This window comes from Xanthomonas arboricola pv. juglandis (assembly GCF_905367715.1).
Lineage (GTDB): Bacteria > Pseudomonadota > Gammaproteobacteria > Xanthomonadales > Xanthomonadaceae > Xanthomonas > Xanthomonas arboricola.
This window is the reverse complement of sequence record NZ_HG999362.1, coordinates 3,849,903-3,870,425: the sequence shown is the minus strand read 5'-3', so window position 1 is coordinate 3,870,425 and position 20,523 is coordinate 3,849,903. Positions and strand designations below refer to the sequence as shown.

Sequence of the window (20,523 nt, the reverse complement as noted above, 5' to 3'; positions counted from 1 at the left end):
CGCAGGAGTGTTCCCTTGAAAGTGTTTTCGACATTTGCCGTGCTTGGTCTGGTGCTGCTGGCGCCTTCGGCATGGGCGCGTACCTGCGCCGTCACCATCACCGGCAACGATCAGATGAAGTTCGACCAGAGCGCGATCAAGCTGGCGCCCGACTGCACGCAGGTGGACCTCACGCTCAAGCACTCCGGCAAGATGGCCGCCACGGTGATGGGGCACAACTGGGTGCTGACCAAGTCCGCCGACTTCCAGGCAGTGGCCAATGCCGGCATACGCTCCACCATTGCCGACAGCTATCTGCCCAAGGCCGACGCGCGCGTGATCGCGCACACCAAGGTGATCGGCGGTGGCGACAGCACCACGGTCAGCTTTCCCACCAGCAAGTTGAGCAAGGGCGGCGATTACACCTTCTTCTGCTCGTTCCCCGGCCACTGGGCGATGATGAAGGGCACGCTGAGTTTTGGTTGAGCTGTCACGTGCCGCAGGTGTGCGTGGCCGCGGCAGGAGTGAAGTGTGAGCGAGTTGGCACGCGGTTGCGTCGCGTGCTCCAGAGCGATCGCGACCGGGGCGGGCGGCAGCGCCAACCAGCGTCGTGGACGCTGCTTCTGGTTTCGGCGTTGGCGCATCAGCGTCTTTCGCCGAACGCGATGTAGTCTGCGTTTTTAACGGGCTTTCCCGGTCAATCGGTTGGTCTACTCGTAGCTTGGCAAGGCGATGGCATTGGCGTCCCGTGCAAAATGGTTGTTGATGAACGACCTGAGTGCGGGCCGGCTGGCCAGGCGGATGGCATTGCGCAGCACTGCCAGGCCGAAGCGGGTATGCGGCCACAGCAGGCGCGGAACCAGCTTGGGAATGTTCTGCCCCTGTTTGACGAAGGGACGCATGATGCGTTCGTAGTGAGCGAAGGCGGTTGCCGGCGTGTCCGACCTGGCAAGCTCCCCGGCAAGGACGTAGGCACCCACGATCGCAAGCGTGGTGCCGATGCCGGACAGTGCGGTCGGGCACCATGCCGCATCGCCGGTCAGGACCACCCGACCGTTGGACCAGCGGTCCATGCGTACCTGGCGCAGCACATCGAAGTAGAAGTCGTCGACGTCCGTCATCGCATCCAGGATGCGTGGAAACTCCCAGCCCAGCGCAGAGAACTGCGCACGAATGAAGGCGCGCTGTTGCGCCACGCTCCGGCTGTTCTCGTGACCGGGTCGCTTCTGGATGCCAAGATAGACTCCCAACTTGCCGTCGCGTGCAGGTTTCACCACCGCTCCCCGACCACCCAGCGTGTTGTATTGCCGCGCATAGACGCCGTCACTGGCGATCTGCGGAATGCTGAAGTAGGCAATCGTCAGGTCCATCCAGCGCGGCCGATTTTCTGCAGGGAAAACCAGCTCCCTGGTGTGCGAGCCGACGCCCTCGGCGATCACTACAAGTGCATAGGTTTCCTGATGGCCGCCGGCAAAGGTGACCTGGACGCCGCCGTCGTGCTGCTCAATGTGTTCGATGCTGTCACCGAAGCGGAAGCGCACTCCTTGCGCCGCTGCAGCCTCGTAGATGATCCGGGCAATATCGCCGCGGCGGATTTCCATCTCCGCAGTCGGGCCGCCGTCGGTGTCGGAGTGCGCCGCTTCGAAGCGGCCGATCACGTGATTGTCTTCGGTGACCCAATCGGTGCCGCGCTCCCGGGTGCTGCGTTCGAGCAGCAGCGCCTCCAGGCCCATCCGGCGCAGTACGTCTCGCGCAGTGCCGCGCACGTCCACGTTCTGCCCGCCGTCGCGGAACGCCGGCGCGCGCTCCACGACTTCAACATCGCGGCCATACCTGGCAAGCCACCAGGCCGTGGTGGTGCCGGCAACGCTGGCGCCAGTGACAAGGATGCGAGCAGCCATGCTGTGACCTCCCGATAAAAATACATCATACATGATGTATTTTTATCGGCGGAAGCCAGCGCCGGCGCTGGCGGTCAGCCTGGCGACGTCTCCGCACTGCCGGGCGGAGATGCTGCGCGCAACAACCCACGTTGCAAGGCCTGCGCCAACGCGCTTTCGCGGCTGCGTGCATCGAGCTTGCGATAGAGGTTCTTCAAGTGGAACTTGACCGTGTTTTCCGACAGGTGCAGGCAGCGCGCGATCTGCTTGTTGGAATACCCGCGTGCCAGTTGCGCGAGCACTTCCAGCTCGCGCTCGCTGAAGATGTCGCCGGCCGGGTCCTCGTCGCCGCTGAGGCGTTCAAGCAGGGCCTGGATGGTGAGTGCGCGGGTGGTGCCGCCGACGGTCTGCGGGTCGTGTTGACGCAGCGAGCGCAGCATTGCCTTGGCCGGCAGTCCGAGCTCGACGATCGCCTGCCAGCTCTGCGTCAGCGCCACATGATCGAGCGCGCTGTACAGATGCGGCAGCGCCGCGGCCAGTTCGCCACGCTGCTGCAGCACGAGGGCGATGCGTGCGCGGGTGCGCGCGAGGTGGCACAGATTGTCGTTGGCCAGGCAGGCCTGTTCGATCTGGCCCAGGATGGTCAGCGCGGCACTGCTGCGTCCGGCCAGCCGGTGCCAGCGTGCCAGCGCAAAGCCCATCGCCGCACGATCGCGCCAGCGGTGGGGCGAGCGCAGCGTATGCGCCAGGCCGGATTCGCCGCCGGTACGGGCGATCACCACATCGATGGCGGCATTGCCTGGGTGTTCCAGCAACAGCATCAAGCGCCAGGCAGCAGCCAGCTCCGACAGGCGCGTCAGCTTGCGCCCGTGTGCGATCTGTTCGACGTGTTCGAGCAGCGCCAGTGCACTGCGCCCGCTGTGGTCGCGCACACGCTCCAGTCCCAGCGCGGTGTCGTAGGCGGCAGCCAGCACGTCCATGCCGCCGTCGTGCTGCTCCAGCAATTCCAGCGCCGGATGCAGCAGGTCGGCCGCATCGTCGTGGTGGCCGCGTTCGTAATGCAGTTGCGCGAGCAGGCACTGGCCGGCGGCCTCCAGCACGCGATCCAGTTGTGGGGTGCGCGCGCACCAGTTCAGGGCCTGCCGATAACAGGCTTCGGCGTCGCCGAGTTGCCCGCGGTAGAAAAAGCTCTGGCCCATCGCCAGCAGCGCCTGGCTTGCGCCCGGTTCGCTGCCACCGCGCTGCATCGCGTCGCGTGCGTTCAGGGCGTAGCGTTCGGCCAATGCAAAGGCGCCCTGCGCAATGGCGGTGGTGGCGCAGATGCACAGCAGCATGCCGCGGCCCAGATGATCGTCTTCGTCCAGCGCGGATGCCTGCGCGGCGATCTGGGTCAGGCCATGCGGATTGCCGCAGATTTCGTCGAGGCGATCGCGTAACAGCGCCACCACCACCGTGTAGTCGCGCTGCAAGGGCTCACGCAACGCCGCTGGAAAGTCGCGGAAGCGTTCCAGCAGCAGGCGCGCATGGCTGAACTCGCCGAGCCTTGCGTGCAGATGCGCCTGGGTGAGATTCAGCGCCGGGGTGTCGCGGATGGTGCGGTGTTCGAAATGCCGGAGCAGTGCACGCACCTCGTGCGTGCCGTGGGTCAGCACCAATTGCCAGGTGCCGGCGCGCGCGATGTAGCTGGCGGCCAGGTCGCCGCACTCGGCGCGCGATGCGTGCCGCACCGCTTCGGCCAGATGCTGATGCTCGCCAAACCAGCGTGCGGCCCGTTGATGCAGGTGCGTGGCCTGGCCGGGATGTTCACGATCGAGCAGTTGCTGCAGGAAGTCGGCAAACAAGGGGTGATAGCGGAACCATTCGCGCTCGCCATCCATGGGCACCAGCAGGCCGTGGAAATGTTCCAGCCGCGCCAGCAGCCGGCCGCTGTCGTCGCGCTGGCGCACCGCATCGGCCAGCGCTGCGTTGACGCGCTCCAGTGGGCTGGTTCGCAACAGCAGATCGCGCGTATCGGCATCCAGATCGTTGACCACCTGTTCGGCCAGGTACGCGGCAATCTGCGCGCTGCGGCCGGAGAAACGCGCGGCCACCTCCTGTTGACGTTGCGCGCCGCCCTCCAGCCACAGGCGCGCAAGATGCAGCGCCACCGGCCAGCCTTCGGTGTAGCGCAGCAATTCGTCCACCACCGGCGCAGGCACTTGGGGCCCTAGCAGTGCCTGCGCCTCGTGCTCGTCCAGCGCCAGTTGCGCACTGCCGAGACGGCTGAGCTGCGCCTGCAGGTCCAGCCGCGCCAACGGCAGTGCCGGCACGCGCCGGGTGGCCAGCAGCAGGTGCAGGCGTCCGCCGCCGTGTTCGACCAGGCGCAGCACCAGCTCGTCGACGATGCCGCTGCCGAGCCGGTCGTAATCGTCGAGAATCACGCTGATGCGCCGTGGCGCCGTGCGCAGCGCGCGGATCAGCACCGTCACCGCCTCGCGCGGATCCTGGTCGCGGTTGTGCAGCACCGCCGCGCACAGCGCCGGATCGGCACCTGCGTGCTGGATCGCCAACGCCAGATGGCCAAGGAAGCGCGCGGCATCGGCGTCCTCTTCGTCCAGCGACAGCCAGGCCACGGCATTGTGCTCGCGTGCGCGCAGCTGCGCATGCCACTGCGCCAGCAACGTGGTCTTGCCGAATCCGGGCGGTGCCAGCAGCAGGGTGAGTGGCCGGGCCTGGGCCTGATCCAGCGCCGCCAGCAAGGCACCGCGCACCACCGCACCGGTACGCGGCAGCGGCGGCTCCAGCTTGCTGGCAAGCAGCCAATCGGGAAGTGCGGAATCGCGCGGCGGTGAGGGGCGCGGTGTGAGCAACGCAACAGGCTTGAGCATGAGGCGAGGGCGGCCCTGGCAAGCGTCGGCAGCGCGCCGGCTCGACACGCTGCAGATCGTGATGAAACAGCGGCGATGCAGATCGCGTCACCGTGACCGGCGACAACGTCCTATCGGCTGCTTCGAGGGTCCCCACCCATGCCCATCCGTGGACACCTTTCAGAAAGGTATGACAGCCACAAGACAAAAGCAAAGCTTGTCGTTGCGGCGTCGCCTGAATGGTGCTGGCGCTGGCGCAGGGTGTGCGCCAGCGCCAGGCAACAGCCGAGTCCATCCGGATGCCATGGAGCCGGACGCAACGCCGGCGCCGCGCCTGTTCAGCGTCGGCGCGGGCCCGAGATACACATCAGGCATCGCCGATGGCCCGTGCCTTGTGGCCAGCGCCATCGGTGAGCATCGCGAGGCACGCGATCACGCCTGGCTTTCAACGCCACACGAGGTCAGCGTGTCCGTGCCAGCTCCCAGACAAGACGGCGTCCGAAGACGCCTCAGTGCGCCACTTCCGCAAACGCCTCGCGCGCGGCGGCCAGTGTGGCCTCGATCACTGCCGCGTCGTGCGCGCTGGACATGAAGCCGGCCTCGTACGCCGACGGCGCCAGATACACGCCCCGCTGCAGCATCGCGTGGAAGAAACGGTTGAAGGTGGTGATGTCGCAGGCAGTGGCCTGCGCGTAGCTCTCCACGATCTCGTCGGTGAAGAACAGCCCGAACATGCCGCCGACCTGATTGGTGGTGACGGAAATGCCGGCCGCGCGCGCGGCATCTTCCAGTCCTTCGCACAATACGCTGGTGGCCTCGCTCAGGCGGGCGTGGAAGCCGGGCTCCTGCACCAGTTCCAGCATCGCCAGACCGGCCGCCATCGCCACCGGGTTACCCGACAAGGTGCCGGCCTGGTAGATCGGGCCGGCCGGAGCGATCTGCTCCATCAAGTCGCGCCGGCCGCCGTACGCGCCCACCGGCATGCCGCCGCCGATGATCTTGCCGAAGGTGCTCAGGTCCGGGGTGACCCCGTAATGCGCCTGCGCGCCACCGAGCGCGACGCGGAAACCGGTCATCACCTCGTCGAAGATCAGCAGCGCGCCATGCCGCGTGCACAGCGTGCGCAGATGCTGCAGGTAGCCGGCCTGCGGGGGAATGCAGTTGGCGTTGCCAACCACCGGTTCGATGATCACTGCCGCCACGTCGGCACCGATCTCGTCGAACATGGCGGTGGCCCCTTCGAAGTCGTTGAAGCTGAGGGTGGCGGTCAGCTCGCTCAGGCCGGAGGGCACGCCCGGCGAGGTCGGCACGCCCAGGGTCAGCATGCCGCTGCCGGCCTTGACCAGGAAAGAGTCGCCATGGCCGTGATAGCAGCCTTCGAACTTGATGATGCGGTTGCGCCCGGTGGCGCCGCGCGCCAGGCGCACCGCCGACAGCGTGGCTTCGGTGCCGGAATTGACCATGCGCACCATCTCGCAGGACGGCACCAGCCGGTGGATCGTCTCGGCCATGGTGACTTCGGCCGCACACGGCGCACCGAACGACAGGCCGTCGCGGATCGCACGCTCCACCGCTTCGCGTACTGCCGGGTGATTGTGGCCGGCAATCATCGGCCCCCACGAGCCCACGTAGTCGATGTAGCGGTTGTCGTCCACGTCATACAGATACGGGCCATCGGCGCGCGCCACGAAGAACGGCTCGCCGCCGACCGACTTGAATGCACGCACCGGTGAGTTGACGCCGCCGGGCAGCAGCGTCTGCGCCTGGGCGAACAGGGCGTGGGAGCGGGTGTGGTTCATGCGCGCAGATCCTTGAGTGGTACCGAGTGGGGGCGGCGCGACCCGACTGCGGGCAGCGCACTCGCCATTGTCAGGCTTGCGGCCCCCGTCCGCCTACCCACCAGGTGCCTGCCTACCCGTCGGAGCGCGCGGGTAGGGCAACCCGGCTGCCTATGATCGAACGGGACGGTATCGACGGTTTGGCATGAGCAGATGACCCGCGGTCATTGGCCTCCTGCGGCGGATGTTCAGAGAGTGTGATTCCGGTAGCCATTGGCGCCGTTCATTTTTGTCGCGTTGCCGACAGTTCCAGACTTGGGGGAGACAGCATGAACCGTAGTATCCAGAAGCGTGCCTTGGCGTTGGCGCTGGTCGTGGCCATGGGGAGCGTCCACGCGCAGTCCACCAGCGGCAGCATCGTCGGCAGCGTGGGGCAGAGCAGCGGCACCAGCGTGCTGGTGGAAAACAACAGCGGGTTCAGTCGCGAGGTACCGGTGGATGCGCGCGGCCGTTACACCGCCGGCAACCTGCCGCTGGGCACCTACAAGGTCACCGTCAAGCGCGACGGCGCGGTGGTGGAGACGCGCGAGAACGTCGCGATCACCGTCGGCGCCAACACCGACGTCTCGTTCGCTGCCGCGTCGGGGAGCGGCATGCAGACCCTGGACAGCGTGACCGTCACCGCCGCAGGCCTGACCACCATCGACGTCAGCAGCGTGGACACCCGCACCGTGGTCACCGCCGAGCAGCTGCAGCAGCTGCCGCTGGGCCGCACCGCCGAGGCAATCGCGCTGCTCGCACCGGGCGTGGTGGTCAACAGCGGCGGTTTCGATAATGGCCCGCTCGGCGGCTCGCTGCCCAGCTTCGGCGGCTCGGCCGCCAGCGAAAACGCCTATTACCTCAACGGTTTCAACACCACCACCATCAGCAACAACCTGGGCGGCCTGACCCTGCCGTACGGCGCCATCGACCAGCAGGAAATCTTCACCGGCGGCTACGGCGCGCAGTATGGCCGCGCCAATGGCGGCGTGATCAACCAGATCGGCAAGCGCGGCACCAATGAGTGGAAGTTCGGCGCGGCAGTGATCTGGGAGCCGAACGGCCTCAAGGCCAATCAGCGCGACATCTACTGGCGCCCGGACAGCCAGGGCAGCACGATCAACAATGCCGCCTACCGTTACGCGCGCTCGGCCAATGGCCTGTATCAGCCGGCGAGCGAGGCCGAAGCGAGTCAGACCACCTACAGCGCCTATGTCGGTGGGCCGATCATCCAGGACAAGCTGTTCTTCTTCCTGGCCGCCGAACAGGTGGATTCGGACGGCGTACGCGTCGGCACCAATCGCGACACCGACAACGGCCGCACCGGTGGTCTGACCGATTACGACTACAAGCAGAAACGCTGGTACGCCAAGGTGGACTGGAACATCACCGACAACCACCTGATCGAGGTGACCGGCGCCAGCGACGAGGCAGAGACCAACGGGTCGATCTACCGCTACGACTATGTCAATCGCCAGCGTGGCAGCTATTTCACCGACGAGTCCACCTGGAAGACCGGCCCGACCTTGTTCACCGGCAAGTACACCGGCTACCTCAGCGACAACCTCACCGTGACTGCGCTGTACGGCAAGATGAAAACGCCCGACGAGCTGACGCCCTTCAACTACAACGCGGCCGGCGGGCCGGTCATCAACAGTGCCGCGCTGCAGAATCCGGCCTACACCGGCGGCACACCGCGCATCGGCAATCAGCTGGTCACCTCCGTCAGCTCACCGGATCGCGAATACAAGAAAGACAATCAGCGCCTGAATCTGGAATGGCGCATCGGCCACCACACGCTCAACTTCGGGATCGACAACCAGAAGTCCGAGGGTATCGATGTGGGCTCGGTGCTGTCCGGCCCGGGCTTTGCGTGGACCTACGGCCAGACCAACGATCCCAATGGCCTGCGGACGGGCGGGCTGGTCAGCCAGTCGGCCAACGAAGCCGGCGGCATCGGCGCGCCGAGCCCGGGCCTGGTCGATCCGGTCAACGGGTCCAGCGGTTATTACGTGGTGCGCAACATCAACACCAGCCTGTATTCCTACGAGGCCAAGCAACGCGCCTACTACATCGAAGACAAATGGCAGGTCACCGACAACCTGCTGCTGAGCATCGGCCTGCGCAAGGACGAGTTCACCAACTACACCCCGTTCGGCGACCCCTACATCGAAGTGGATAATGCCTGGGCGCCGCGGCTGGGTTTCAGCTGGGACGTCAACGGCGATTCCAGCCTGAAGGTGTTCGGCAACGTCGGTCGTTATTACCTCGGCCTGCCGCTATCGGCAGTGAGCCTGTTCACCCCGGCCACCACCACCGATACCTACTTCACCTACAGCGGCATCAACGCCGATGGCACGCCGATTCTGGCGCAGCAGCTGGGCTCGGCGGTGTCGGCCAATTCGCGTTTCGGCCGCATCGCCGACGTGCGTACGGCGGTGGTCAAGGACATCGAGGGCGAGAATCAGGACGAAGTCATCCTCGGCTTCACCAAGCAGCTGGACACCGGCTGGGTGCTGGGCGTGCGCGGCACGCATCGCCGGCTCAATGCGGGGATCGACGATCAGAACTACGACGTTTCCAATACGGCGTTGATCGCCGCTGCTGCCGCGCAGGGTGTCACCATCGACTTCTCGCAGGTTGCCGGTGCATCGCTGATCAATCCGGGCCAGACCAACACCTGGGGCGTGATCGGCACCGATGGCCAGTTCCATGAAGTGTCGGTGAGCCGCGAGGCGGCAGGTTTCCCGAAGTTCAAGCGCAATTACTCGGCGGTCGAATTCAATCTGGAACGTCCGTTCGACGGCAAGTGGTACGCCAAGGTCAACTACGTCTGGTCGCATAGCTACGGCACCACCGAAGGTCAGGTGCGTTCGGACCTGTGGCGCACCGGCGGCGCTTTGGGCAGCTACCAGGGCCAGGCCTCGGTCTCCACCACGCAGAGCTGGGACCACGCGGCGCTGATGGAACACTTCAACGGCGATCAATCCAACGATCATCGCCACCAGCTCAAGTTGTTCGGCTTCTATCAGTTCACTCCGCAATGGGGCGCGTCGGCCAACTTCAGCCTGATCTCGGGCGCACCGCACAATTGCCTGGGCAACTACTACGGCGACAACTACACCGGCACCGACCCGGCAGGCTACGGTGGCAGCGCGATCACCGGCGGTCCTTACCACTATTGCTACAACCCGGAGACCGGCACCGGCGTGGCGTCGCCTCCCGGCTCGCAAGGGCGGCTGGGCTGGATCGCGCAGCTCGACATGGGCGTGACCTACAAGCCGGCATTTGCCGCCGGCAAGCTGGCACTGCGCTTTGACGTGTTCAACATCACCAACGAGCAGACCGCAACCAACATCTACCCGTTCTCGCAGTTGCCCGACAACACCACCAATCCGCTCTGGGATCAGGTCGTGGCCTACCAGGCACCGCGGTCGGGCCGGGTGACATTGAGCTACGACTTCTAATCGCGCCAGGCGATAAGGTCGGTTCCGGCAGCGACGCGTGATGGCATGCGTCGCTGCCTTGTTGTTTGTACGTCACGCCGCCCTTCGTATGCGCTGTTGGAGGATTGGTCGCGCGCATAGATCAGTTGTAGAGCGGTTGATCTGCAGTTTGGCTGCGGGGCCCTTGCCCGCCCACCCTCGCGGGACACGCCGCAAGTACGTCCCTGTAGGCTCTTACGCGGCATCCATACCTCGTAAGGTCCCGCGACGGTGAGCGGGCAAGGACCAATCGGGATGGTTGGTGTGCCTGGTTGAGAGCAGAGCATGACGCGTGATAGATCAGTTGTAGAGCAGTTGATCTGCAGTTTGGCTGCGGGGCCCTTGCCCGCCCACCATCGCGTGACACGCCGCAAGTACGTCCCTGTAGGCTCTTACGCGGCATCCATGCCGCGTAAGGTCCCGCGACGGTGGGCGGGCAAGGACCAATCGGGATGGTTGGTGTGCCTGGTTGAGAGCAGAGCATGACGCGCGTTGTTCGGATGACGTTGCGTCCGAAACCCCGTTGCAGTTCGAGCAACAGGCAGGCTTTAGACATGCACCCTAGGACTTTCTGAGTACCTCACGCAGGTCTGGCGACAAGCTGGTTTTTCACTTGGTCACCGACCAATCTCCTGGTGCGGTGTTCCCGCCGATTGCGGGACCCTTGGCGGCATGGATGCCACCAAGGAGCCTCCATGGACGGATTCACGGCGTGTCCCGCGAGCGGTGAGGGGCTGCGCGCTCGACCCACCGAGCTTTTGACTGCATCTAATAAACAACGCTTCGACTCGAGTCTCGGTCTCTTGCGTCTTCGCTTGTGCGTGTCACGGGTAACTTCTGCCGTCTGTCGGCCACGCTAGCGTGCAAACCCGGCCCGATATGCCTGCACTGCCGCGAGCGGGTCCGGCGCGGCGTACACGCCGCTGACCACTGCAATCAACTCGGCACCTGCAGCCACCAAGCCGGGCACCTGCGCAGCCGCGATGCCACCGATCGCCACGCGCGGCACTCCCAGCGCTGCGGCTTGCTGCAGCAACGCCGGCGTGGCACGACGTGTCGTCACCTTGGTGGTGGTCGGGAAGAACGCGCCGAAGGCCACATAGTTGGCACCGGCCGCGACCGCTGCGCGCGCGCGCGCGATCTCGTCGTAGCACGACACCCCGATGATGGCCTGTTCGCCCAACAGTGCACGCGCCGCGGCCGTCTCACCATCGTCTTCGCCCAGATGCACGCCCTGCGCGCCAACCTGTAACGCCAACTGCGCATCGTCATTGATGATCAACGGCACGCCGTACGCAGCGCACGCCTCGCGCAGCGCGCTGGCCTGTTCCAGGCGCAGCGCCGCGGTGGCCTGCTTGTTGCGGTACTGCAGCCAGGTGACAGCGGGCAGCAGCGGCAAGGTGCGCGCGATCAGGCGCGCGGTGTCGGGTTCGTCGGGCGTGATGAGGTAGACGCCGCGGGCGTTGTGCAGGTCGGGCATGGCAGCGCTTCCGGAAGCGGTGGGTGGGATGGGACAATGCAGCCCCACCGTTGCGTGACCGCGATTATCCGATGAGCGAGACATCCACGACCACCTACCGCACCTGGATGTGCGTCGTCTGCGGGTTTCTCTACCACGAGGCCGACGGCATCCCCGAAGAAGGCATCGCCCCGGGCACCAGCTGGCAAGACGTCCCGGAGACCTGGACCTGCCCCGATTGCGGCGTGACCAAGGACGACTTCGAGATGGTCGAGATCGACTGAGAGCGGCCAACAAAGCTACTGCGCCGCCGTCAGGCGGGCGCTGCGGTGCTCGGGATCGGCATGTACCACTCGTACACTCCGGTTCTGAGCGCGCTGTCCGCACCCACCTGACGACCGCTCGCTACGTTTTATTCGCCGCTCTACTGCCTTGGCGGCTCAGCTGGGTCGCTGCGTTTTTCGCGCCACAACATCGCCGGCACACGGTCGCATGGCGCCGGCGAGGGCCTGGCGGTCTGTGTTTTCAGTGCGCGCGCGCACGCTGACTATTCAGCTCGACCAGATGCTCATGCAGATTGGTCGCATCCTGCGCACTGGGATTGAGCTGCAGATAACGCGACAGATCGTGGCGTGCGCCGTTGCGGTGGCCCAGATGAAGATAGGCCATGCCGCGATCGCGTAGCGCCTCGGGCTGGTCCGGCACCAGCTTCAGGATGCGGTCGGCACTGCGCGCGGCGCGGTCCCAGTGCTCGGCATCGGCATAGACGCCGTGCAGATTGCGCAGGATGCGGATCAGGATCGCGCGATGCGGTGCGGGGTCGAGGATCTGCGCCAGGGCGCGGTCGTCGGGGATCTCGCCACCCAGGTGCGGACGCGCGCGCTCGCGCAGCTCGTCCACGCCCAGCGGGCGGCCGCCGTTGAACGGATCCATGACCAGCACGCCGTCGTCCACTGGCAAACGCACCAGGAAATGCCCGGGAAACGACACGCCCGCCAGTGGAATGCCCAGCCGGCGCGCGACTTCGATCTGCACCATCGCCAGCGAGATCGGGTTGCCCAGCCGGCGCTCGAAGACCTGATTGAGGTAGCTGTTGCGCGGGTCGTAGTACTCGTCGTGATTGCCCGAATAGCCCAGCTCGTCGAACAGGTAGCGATTGACCGCGGCCATCTTCAGCGGCCACAGGTCGATCGCCTCCACCTCGCGGCGCAGGTGCTCGACGTGGCTTTGCACCAGCGTGTCGTACAGCTCGGCGTCCAGCTGCGGATACTCGTCGCGCGCAATCAGCAGCGCGGTGGACATCAACGGCACTGCGTCGTCGTCCAGGCTGGCGAGCGCAGTCCAATGGGGAAGTGGGAGCATGTCGACCATGTTGCCAAGAGTGTCGGCAAGCGGCGCGTGGTTCAAGTCCGGTACTTCCTGACAGGAAGGGCCTGTCGCGTGAGATTCACTTGAGCTTTGGGATATCCGGGCTCAGGGTCAGGCTGGCGCCGTCCTGCAGGTTGAGCCTGGCGGCCTGGCCGGCATTGAGTTCCAGCACGTAACGGGCCGGGCGCTTGCTGGGGTAGGGCGGGCAGGCGTCGCCGGCCGAACACGGCGGCACGTCGCGCTGCTGCGAGACCAGCCGGCGCTCATTGTCGAAATACAGGATATCCAGCGCGATCTTGGTGTTCTTCATCCAGTACGCCAGCGGTTCCTGGCGGTCGTGGACGAACAGCATGCCGTGATCGTCGGCCATGGCATCGCGAAACATCAGGCCTTTGGCGCGGTCGGCATCGTTCTGCGCCAGCTCCACCTGGTAGCGCGTGCCGGCCAGTTCCACCCATGTGCCGCCGCCGCTGGCGCAGCCGCTGAGCAGGATCAACAACGCAAGGGCGAGGAGGCAAAGACGGCGCATGCGGCATACCAGTGGGCGGGGATGCCGCACCATCTGCCAAGCGGCCGCGTGCGTCAAGCCGCTGTGGTGCGTCGTACCGTCATCGCAGGTGACAGGAGTCCGGCCCGCTGTCGCTTCGCAACGCGGGCCGCAACTGCGTATGCGCGTGCCTGCTCGCGATCGCTCAGATCACACGCGGCGGCTCGCCACCGACGATCACCACATCGGCCGGGCGACGCGCGAACAGGCCCACGCAGACCACGCCGGGAATCTGGTTCAAGCTGCGCTCCAGCGCCACCGGGTCGGTGATCTGCAGGTTGTGCACGTCCAGCACCACGTTGCCGTTGTCGGTGACCACGCCATCGCGCCATACCGGCTGACCGCCGGTGAGCGCCAGGATCTGGCGGGCCACCAGGCTGCGCGCCATCGGAATCACTTCCACCGGCAGCGGGAACTTGCCCAGCACCGGCACCTGCTTGCTCGGGTCGACGATGCAGATGAAGCGCTCGCTGGCCTCGGCAATGATCTTCTCGCGCGTCAACGCCGCGCCGCCGCCCTTGATCAGGCAACGGTTCGGGTCGCACTCGTCGGCGCCATCCACATACAGCGACAGATTGCCGGTGTGGTTGAGATCCAGCACCTCGATCCCGTGGCGCCTGAGCTGCGCGCTGCTCTGCTCGGAGCTGGACACCGCCCCCTTGATGCGGTGGCTGATGCGGCCCAAGGCATCGATGAAGTAGGCCACCGTCGAACCGGTACCGACCCCGACGATCATGCCGTCTTCCACGTAATCGATCGCTTTTTCGGCGGCCAGGCGTTTTGCTTCGGACATTTGGGGGCTCGGGATTGGGGAATCGGGAATCGGGATTGGGGAATCGCAAGAGCAGGTCGCGTGGGACGGCGATGGGCGAATCCCCATTGCCGAATCTCCAATCACGGCTACTCCATCGCCAGCAACAATTTCCACTGCGCGGCGGTCACCGGCAGGATCGACAGGCGGTTGCCGCGGGCGATCAGTGGGAAGCCTTCGCCCAGTGCGTCGGCCTGCTGCTTGATTTCGTCCAATGCGATCGTGCGCGTGAGTTTGCGCTCGAAGGCCACATCCACCAGCATCCAGCGCGGATCTTCGCGGGTGGTCTTGGGGTCGTGGTAATCGGATTTGGGATCGAACTGGGTGTCGTCCGGATACGCCGCGCTGGCGACCTTGGCGATGCCGACAATGCCCGGCACCTTGCAGTTGGAGTGGTAGAACAACACCCCGTCGCCGACATGCATGCCGTCGCGCATGAAGTTGCGTGCCTGGTAGTTGCGCACGCCGTTCCACGGTTCGGTGCCGACGCGTTCCAGATCATCGATGGAAAACGTGTCCGGCTCGGACTTCATCAACCAGTAGCGCTTGCGGGCAGTCATACGGAAACGGCGTCGTCTTTCAGGAAGGTGGCGTGTTCGGTGCAGATCGCATCCACCGCCACGTCCCAGGATTCGGTGGGCAGGGCGGGCAACTGCTGCGCGGCGAAGCCGACGCCGACCAGCCAGGGCGGCGGCGTCTGGCGATGCCGGAACGCGAAGCTGCGATCATACCAGCCGCCCCCCATGCCCAGCCGTCGGCACTGCGCGTCGAAGCCGGTCAACGGCGTTACCACCAGCGCCATCTCCTCGGGTGCAAGCAGCTCGGTGCGCGCCACGTCCGGCTCGGGGATGCCGTAGCGGTTGCTGACCAGCCCCTGGCCCGGCCGCCACGGCGCAAAGCGCAGGACGCGCCCGTCCAGCACCGGCAGGCAATAGCGCACGCCGGCCGGCAGGCTCAGTTGCCAGCGGTGCAGCGCGATTTCGCCATCCATTGCCCAGTACCCGGCCACCGCACCGGTCTGCGGCGCGAACGGCAGCGCCAGCAGGCGCTCGGCCAGCGCATCGGCGGCTGCCAGGCGCTGCGCTGCGGGCAGGCTGCGGCGCAGCGCACGCAACTGCTGGCGCAAGGCGTCTCGGTCGTCTGTCATGGCGTCTCGCAGCGATAGGCGGAGGGATATTGTCGATGGCGTGGACGCGCCTGCCTAGCTGCGCGTGTCCCACCGATCACCGGGGCCCGCAAGTCTCCCGTCTGTCGATGAGCGCATGTGCGTGCAGCACTGGCAACGTTGCGCCGCACGCACGCATGTCTCGGCGCAGCCATTGCACAGCGGCGCAGCCGAACTGCGCGTGCCGTGCGTTTCAGAGACAAGCAAAAAGAAACGGCGCCCGAAGGCGCCGTTTCAGATTTGCATTCTCCGCCGTGAACGATGCGGGCGAAACGACCTTGAACCCGGGGTTCAAGTGGGGACGTTGTGAGGCCATCGGGCTTCCCGCTACAAGGCGGACTTGCACTCCCGGCTTCGTCGCGCCCCCGTGGTCGTAATTAAGGGACAAGGCGAATGTTTTGCACGCTGTCGTTTACAGCAGAGAACGCAGGTGAAGTATAGACCTCTGCTGCGCGATGGCTAGCCCATTCGTCGGCCGGCGCAATTGAAAGTTCATATTTGCGACGACAGTGCGAACTGCACCTCAACGCGGTGTGTCGGATACGCTGTCCAGGCGGCGATTCAAGCTGTCCAGCGTGTTGGCCAGTTCGCGGTCGTACAGCGCTTGCTGATCGCGCAGCTGCTGCAGTTCATGCGCCAGGTTGAGTGCGGCCAGCACCGCAACGCGGTCCACCGCTGCCATGCGATTGCTGCCGCGAATCTCGCGCATGCGCAGGTCCAGCAAGCGCGCCGCAGCGGTGAGGCTCTCGCGTTCGTCGGCGGTGACGCCAACGGTGTATTCACGATCCAGAATACGCACGCTGACCGGCTCGTTGTTGCTCACGTGTGCTGCTCCAGGGATTTCAACCGCACGATCATCGCTTCCACGCGCGAGCGCGCCTGTTCGTTCTTGGTCAGCAATTGCGCACGCTCGCCGATCAACTGCTCCTGTTGGTGACGCAGGCTGCGGTTCTCGTCGGTCAACCGCTGGCTGCGCTCGACCAGGGCCTCCACACGGGCGGCAAGTGCGCGGATCTGGGCGAGGGCAGCGGCGTTGTCCATGCGCTCACGATAGGGGCGCGTGCGCGCGGCGGTCAAGCGCCCGATCGCAGCCCGCTTACCCGCCGTCAGGCCAATCCCGACAAGGGCTTGCACCGCGCCCGGCGCGGCCGGCGTCACACGCGTGGAACCCGTATGGAACGCGCCGCTGGCGGCCGACGCGGGGTGCCTTGATACACTGGGAAGTCAAATCGTCGGCCCATGTGCCGGCACCTCCTGTTCCCAGCCTGGATGACCCGATGGATCTGCCTGATGTAACCGCTGTGCAAAACGAAAGTCGCCAGCTGGAGTTGGCTTCCTCCGCAGCGGAGTTGCATGGCGGGCTGTGCGGGTGGCTCTCCGGTGGCGGTGCCGACAGCGGCGACTGGCTGGCGCGCATTTTGGCCGACACCGCGCAGGTGGCGCCCAGGCAGGGCGGGGCGCTGGACCAGATGCGTCAGGCCACGGTGGCGCAGTTGGAAGACCGCGATTTCGCCTTCGAACTGCTGCTGATCGACGACGGCGCACCGCTGGCGGCGCGCACCGATGCCTTGTTCGACTGGTGTCGCGCCTTTCTGGGCGGCTTCGGTCTGGCGGCGCAGCAGCGCCCGGCACTGACCGAAGAGGGCGAAGAGGCGCTGCAGGACCTGGCGCGGCTGGCGCAGGCGTCCAGCGACGATTTCGATGCGGCCGACGAAGACGACACCGCCCTGGCGGAGATCGAGGAGTTCGTGCGCGTGGCGGTGCTGTTGCTGCATGGCGACTGCGTGATGGGGCCGCGCTTCCGCCAACGTCTGAACTGACCGCACGACCGCCATGAAAAAACTCACCGGGATCGGCGCGGCCGAGTACGCGCGTCGGCGCAAGCAGCTGATGCAGATGGCCGGCGATCAGGCCATCCTGATCCTGCCGGCCGCGCCCGAGCGGGTGCGCAGCCACGACACCCACTACCCGTACCGGCAGGATTCGGATTTCTGGTATCTGAGCGGTTTCCCCGAGCCGGAAGCGGTGCTGGTGCTGGTGCCGGGCCGCAAGCACGGCGAGGCGATCCTGTTCTGCCGCGAGCGCGATGCCGAGCGCGAGGCCTGGGATGGCCCGCGCGAGGGCCAGGAAGGCGCGGTGGAGCGCTACGGCATGGACGATGCGTACCCCATCGACGATGTCGACGAGATCCTGCCGGGCCTGCTGGAAGGGCGCAGCCGCGTCTATTACCACTTTGGGCGCGATGTCGACTTCGACCTCAAGCTGATCGGCTGGCTTAAGCGCGTGCGCGAGCAGGTGCGCCACGGCGCGCAGCCGCCGCATGAATTCCTCGAGCTCGGGCATCTGCTGCACGAGCAGCGGCTGTTCAAGTCGCGCGACGAGATCGCCTTGATGCAGCACGCCGCCGACATCAGCGTGCGCGCGCATCGCGCCGCCATGCGGTTGGCGCGGCCGGGTGTGCACGAGTACGAACTGCAGGCCGAGGTGGAGTGCGCGTTCCGCGCCGCCGATGCGTGGCCGGCGTACGGGAGCATCGTCGGCACCGGCAGTAATGCCTGCGTGCTGCACTACCGCGCCAACAATGCGCGCAGCCGCGATGGCGAACTGGTGCTGATCGATGCCGGCGCCGAGTACCGCGGCTACGCGGCCGATATCACCCGCACTTTTCCGGTCAACGGCCGTTTCACCCCGGCGCAGCGTGCGCTGCACGATCTGGTCGGCGCTGCGCAGGCTGCCGCACTGGCGCAGGCGCGCCCCGGCGTGCCCTACGAAGCCGGCCATCTGGACGCGGTGCAGACCCTGACCGAAGGACTGCTGCAGCTCGGCCTGCTTAAGGGCAAGCTGGAGCGCAATATCGCCGACGGCCATTACAAGCGCTTCTATCGGCACAAGACCGGCCACTGGCTGGGGCTGGATGTGCACGATGTGGGCGACTACCGATTGGCTGGCGACTCGCGTCTGCTCGAGCCCGGCATGGTGTTCACCATCGAGCCGGGGCTCTACATCTCCGCCGACGACACCACGGTGGAGGCCAGGTGGCGCGGCATCGGCATCCGCACCGAAGACAATGTGCTGATCACCGCCGACGGCCATCGGGTGCTGACCGATGCGCTGGCGCGCAGCGCCGACGAGATCGAAGCGGAGATGGCGGACCGCGACGCGTTGCGCGCATAGCGCGGTCATGCCGCCATGAGCCGCCGCGACCTGGATCGGTGCATTGCCTTGCGAGTAACACGCGCACTGCCGGCTTGGTTGGGATTGCGCGGCGTATCCGGCTGAGGGCGGCGCCGGCGTTCGAGCCGCGCCGGGCGCCTTGCAGGCATGAGACGCCCGGCCGTTTTGCTGCGCGCCGTTTTACTGGCCCAGTTGTGGCGTCTGGGTGCGTTCGGGCTGCTGGACCTGTTCGCCCGGGGTCGCCAGTTGCTGCGCGCGTGCGAACGATTGCGCTTCCGGCGTGCTCAATGCCTGCTCGGTCTTCATGTGCGCGCGCAGATGCGCCGGGTTGGCTGGGTCGCCCTGCACCACGAACACGTTTTCGCCACCGTGTACGCCGCGATTGTTGGCCTCGCTCATCAGCACGTGATCCACGCGCGACAGGCCGCCTTCCTTGGCCAGCGGCAACAGCGCCGCGCTGAGCCGGTCGCTGGTCTGGTCGGGTGTGCGTCCATGTGCCGCATCGATTGCATGCACGCCGCGCTGGATCTGTTGATACATCGGATGGTCGGGGTGCGAGGACTGGCGTGGATCGTTCATGGCAATGCTCCGTGCGGTGCGGAAGGATTCAAGGGGCGGCAAACACCGGGCGGGTCAGATTTTCGGGCGCGCCATCGGTGCACACCACCTCGTCTTCGATACGGATGCCGCCGTAGGGTTTGAACTGTGCAACGCGCGCCCAGTCGACGCTGGCGGCGTGGCCGTTCTTCTTCACTTCGTCCAGCAGCATGTCGATGAAGTACACGCCCGGTTCGATGGTGACCACCATGCCCGGTTCCAGCACGCGGGTCAGGCGCAGATACGGGTGACCGGCGGGGCGTTCGATGCGGCCGCCGCGGTCGCTGGCCGCAAAGCCTGCCACGTCGTGCACCTGCAGGCCGATCAGATGGCCCAGCCCGTGCGGGAAGAATGCCGCGCTGACGCCGGTGGCGAGCGCAGCTTCCGGCGACACGGTGAGGATGCGGAAGTCTTTGAGGATGCCCATCAGGGCCAGATGCGCATCCACGTGCAACTGCTTGTAATCCACGCCGCTGCGCACGCTCTGGCCCATGCGGATCTGTGCGGCATCCACCGCATCGATCAGGGCCTGGAATTCGCTGCCGGGGTCGGCGGCATAGGTGCGGGTGATGTCGCTGGCATAGCCGTAGGCCGAAGCACCAGCATCGATCAGGAAGCTGCGCAGCGGCTGCGGCTGCTGCTGGCCGAGTTCGGTGTAGTGCAGCACCGCGCCGTGCTCGTTGAGCGCGATGATGTTGCCGTAGGGCAGTTCGTTGGCGTCCTGACCGACGGCGGCGCAGTAGGCCATATGGATGCCGAACTCGCTCTGGCCGGCGCGGAAGGCCGCTTCGGCGGCGCGATGGCCGCGCACTGCCAGCTGCTGGGCGATGCGCAGCAACGCCAGTTCGTACGGCGTCTTAAACGCGCGCTGGTACTCCAGGTAATCGAGCACCGGCTGCGGATTGTTGGGCACATACGCACCGAGCGCGCTCTGCGGCTCGCCCAGGATGGCGCAACGGTCGATCTGCCTGGGCAGCAGCGCCAGGGCCTGGTCCGGGGTACGGATGATGTGGATGTCGCAGTGCTCCACCCACCAGCCGCTGGGCGCCTCGGGCACCACATGCCAATAGTCCAACGGCTGGCAGAAGATCAGCGTCGGGCGCTTGCCAGGGGTGTAGACCAGCCAGCTGTTGGGCACCCGCGTCAGCGGCACCCAGGCCTTGAACTGCGGATTGACCGCGTAGGGATAGTCGCGGTCGTCGAACACCTGGTAATGCAGGCTGCCGCTGGGCACCACCAGGTGGTCGAAGCCGCCGCGCTGCAGCGCCTCGTCGGCGCGCGCGGTCAGCGTGCGCAGGTGGTCGGAATACAGGTGGCTCAAGGACGGCTGGGGCATGCGGGGCTCGATCGGCAATGCAAAGACAGGTCGCGATTTTGCCGTAATCGTGGTGATGC

18 protein-coding genes and 2 other RNA genes are annotated in these 20,523 nt (G+C 66.1%); 6 read left to right on the top strand and 14 right to left on the bottom strand.

The genetic code is table 11. From position 1 onward, the window contains the following. The first annotated feature begins 15 nt into the window (after positions 1-15). Positions 16-465 (top strand): azurin, encoded by a 450-nt coding sequence (gene azu, locus KHN93_RS16735; RefSeq protein WP_016903022.1) that lies wholly within the window; start codon positions 16-18, stop codon positions 463-465. Between the two features lie 224 nt (positions 466-689). On the opposite strand, the gene KHN93_RS16730 is transcribed toward azu, so the two are convergent. From KHN93_RS16730 to hemL, 3 genes are all read right to left on the bottom strand, one after another. After that, positions 690-1,880: an FAD-dependent monooxygenase gene (locus tag KHN93_RS16730; RefSeq protein WP_211920842.1), complete on the bottom strand. Its 1,191-nt coding sequence runs from the start codon at positions 1,878-1,880 to the stop codon at positions 690-692. A gap of 74 nt (positions 1,881-1,954) precedes the next feature. Then, complete coding sequence (locus tag KHN93_RS16725; protein WP_211920838.1) at positions 1,955-4,726, bottom strand: winged helix-turn-helix domain-containing protein; 2,772 nt, start codon at positions 4,724-4,726, stop codon at positions 1,955-1,957. Positions 4,727-5,214: 488 nt separating this feature from the next. Next, the gene (hemL, locus tag KHN93_RS16720; protein WP_104555316.1) at positions 5,215-6,504 is read right to left on the bottom strand and encodes a glutamate-1-semialdehyde 2,1-aminomutase; all 1,290 of its coding nucleotides are present in this window, start codon (positions 6,502-6,504) and stop codon (positions 5,215-5,217) included. Between the two features lie 308 nt (positions 6,505-6,812). Here hemL and KHN93_RS16715 point away from each other — a divergent pair, with 308 nt between their 5' ends. Then, entirely contained in the window at positions 6,813-9,989 is a 3,177-nt protein-coding gene (locus KHN93_RS16715) for a TonB-dependent receptor (protein ID WP_211920835.1), read from the top strand. 874 nt (positions 9,990-10,863) lie between these two features. On the opposite strand, the gene thiE is transcribed toward KHN93_RS16715, so the two are convergent. Beyond that, positions 10,864-11,487: a thiamine phosphate synthase gene (gene thiE, locus KHN93_RS16710; RefSeq protein ID WP_211920832.1), complete on the bottom strand. Its 624-nt coding sequence runs from the start codon at positions 11,485-11,487 to the stop codon at positions 10,864-10,866. Positions 11,488-11,510: 23 nt separating this feature from the next. Here thiE and KHN93_RS16705 point away from each other — a divergent pair, with 23 nt between their 5' ends. Continuing rightward, complete coding sequence (locus tag KHN93_RS16705; RefSeq protein WP_047129247.1) at positions 11,511-11,750, top strand: rubredoxin; 240 nt, start codon at positions 11,511-11,513, stop codon at positions 11,748-11,750. Positions 11,751-11,810: 60 nt separating this feature from the next. Next, positions 11,811-11,887, top strand: a non-coding RNA gene (locus KHN93_RS16700) — sX9 sRNA. A gap of 104 nt (positions 11,888-11,991) precedes the next feature. Here KHN93_RS16700 and KHN93_RS16695 read toward each other — a convergent pair. From KHN93_RS16695 to KHN93_RS16660, 8 genes are all read right to left on the bottom strand, one after another. After that, complete coding sequence (locus KHN93_RS16695) at positions 11,992-12,873, bottom strand: SirB1 family protein (RefSeq protein WP_039519192.1); 882 nt, start codon at positions 12,871-12,873, stop codon at positions 11,992-11,994. Between the two features lie 40 nt (positions 12,874-12,913). Then, complete coding sequence (locus KHN93_RS16690; RefSeq protein ID WP_104555318.1) at positions 12,914-13,363, bottom strand: DUF192 domain-containing protein; 450 nt, start codon at positions 13,361-13,363, stop codon at positions 12,914-12,916. Positions 13,364-13,526: 163 nt separating this feature from the next. Then, positions 13,527-14,174, bottom strand: coding sequence for a ribose-5-phosphate isomerase RpiA (rpiA, locus tag KHN93_RS16685; RefSeq protein WP_016903557.1), 648 nt, complete (start codon positions 14,172-14,174; stop codon positions 13,527-13,529). A 107-nt stretch (positions 14,175-14,281) separates the two neighbouring features. Continuing rightward, a complete protein-coding gene (locus tag KHN93_RS16680; RefSeq protein WP_211914225.1) occupies positions 14,282-14,752 on the bottom strand; it encodes an EVE domain-containing protein in 471 nt (156 codons plus the stop codon). Continuing rightward, the gene (locus tag KHN93_RS16675; protein ID WP_102585206.1) at positions 14,749-15,339 is read right to left on the bottom strand and encodes a 5-formyltetrahydrofolate cyclo-ligase; all 591 of its coding nucleotides are present in this window, start codon (positions 15,337-15,339) and stop codon (positions 14,749-14,751) included. Before KHN93_RS16675 ends, KHN93_RS16680 begins: the two co-directional genes overlap by 4 nt. A 260-nt stretch (positions 15,340-15,599) precedes the next feature. Next, positions 15,600-15,784, bottom strand: a non-coding RNA gene (ssrS, locus tag KHN93_RS16670) — 6S RNA. 96 nt (positions 15,785-15,880) lie between these two features. Continuing rightward, on the bottom strand, positions 15,881-16,180 hold the full coding sequence (locus KHN93_RS16665) for a cell division protein ZapA (protein ID WP_016903560.1): 300 nt from the start codon (positions 16,178-16,180) through the stop codon (positions 15,881-15,883). After that, a complete protein-coding gene (locus KHN93_RS16660) occupies positions 16,177-16,398 on the bottom strand; it encodes a TIGR02449 family protein (RefSeq protein ID WP_024938110.1) in 222 nt (73 codons plus the stop codon). Before KHN93_RS16660 ends, KHN93_RS16665 begins: the two co-directional genes overlap by 4 nt. Before the next feature lie 236 nt (positions 16,399-16,634). Between KHN93_RS16660 and KHN93_RS16655 the strand changes: the two genes are divergently transcribed. Both KHN93_RS16655 and KHN93_RS16650 read left to right on the top strand, forming a co-directional pair. Continuing rightward, entirely contained in the window at positions 16,635-17,177 is a 543-nt protein-coding gene (locus KHN93_RS16655; RefSeq protein ID WP_024938111.1) for a YecA/YgfB family protein, read from the top strand. Positions 17,178-17,190: 13 nt separating this feature from the next. After that, complete coding sequence (locus tag KHN93_RS16650) at positions 17,191-18,531, top strand: aminopeptidase P N-terminal domain-containing protein (RefSeq protein ID WP_211920830.1); 1,341 nt, start codon at positions 17,191-17,193, stop codon at positions 18,529-18,531. 180 nt (positions 18,532-18,711) lie between these two features. Here the strand turns inward: KHN93_RS16650 and KHN93_RS16645 are convergent, their stop codons facing one another. Continuing rightward, on the bottom strand, positions 18,712-19,110 hold the full coding sequence (locus KHN93_RS16645; RefSeq protein WP_024938113.1) for an XVIPCD domain-containing protein: 399 nt from the start codon (positions 19,108-19,110) through the stop codon (positions 18,712-18,714). 28 nt (positions 19,111-19,138) lie between these two features. Then, positions 19,139-20,464, bottom strand: a complete 1,326-nt coding sequence (pepQ, locus tag KHN93_RS16640; RefSeq protein WP_211920826.1) for a Xaa-Pro dipeptidase — start codon at positions 20,462-20,464, stop codon at positions 19,139-19,141. Positions 20,465-20,523: the final 59 nt, after the last annotated feature.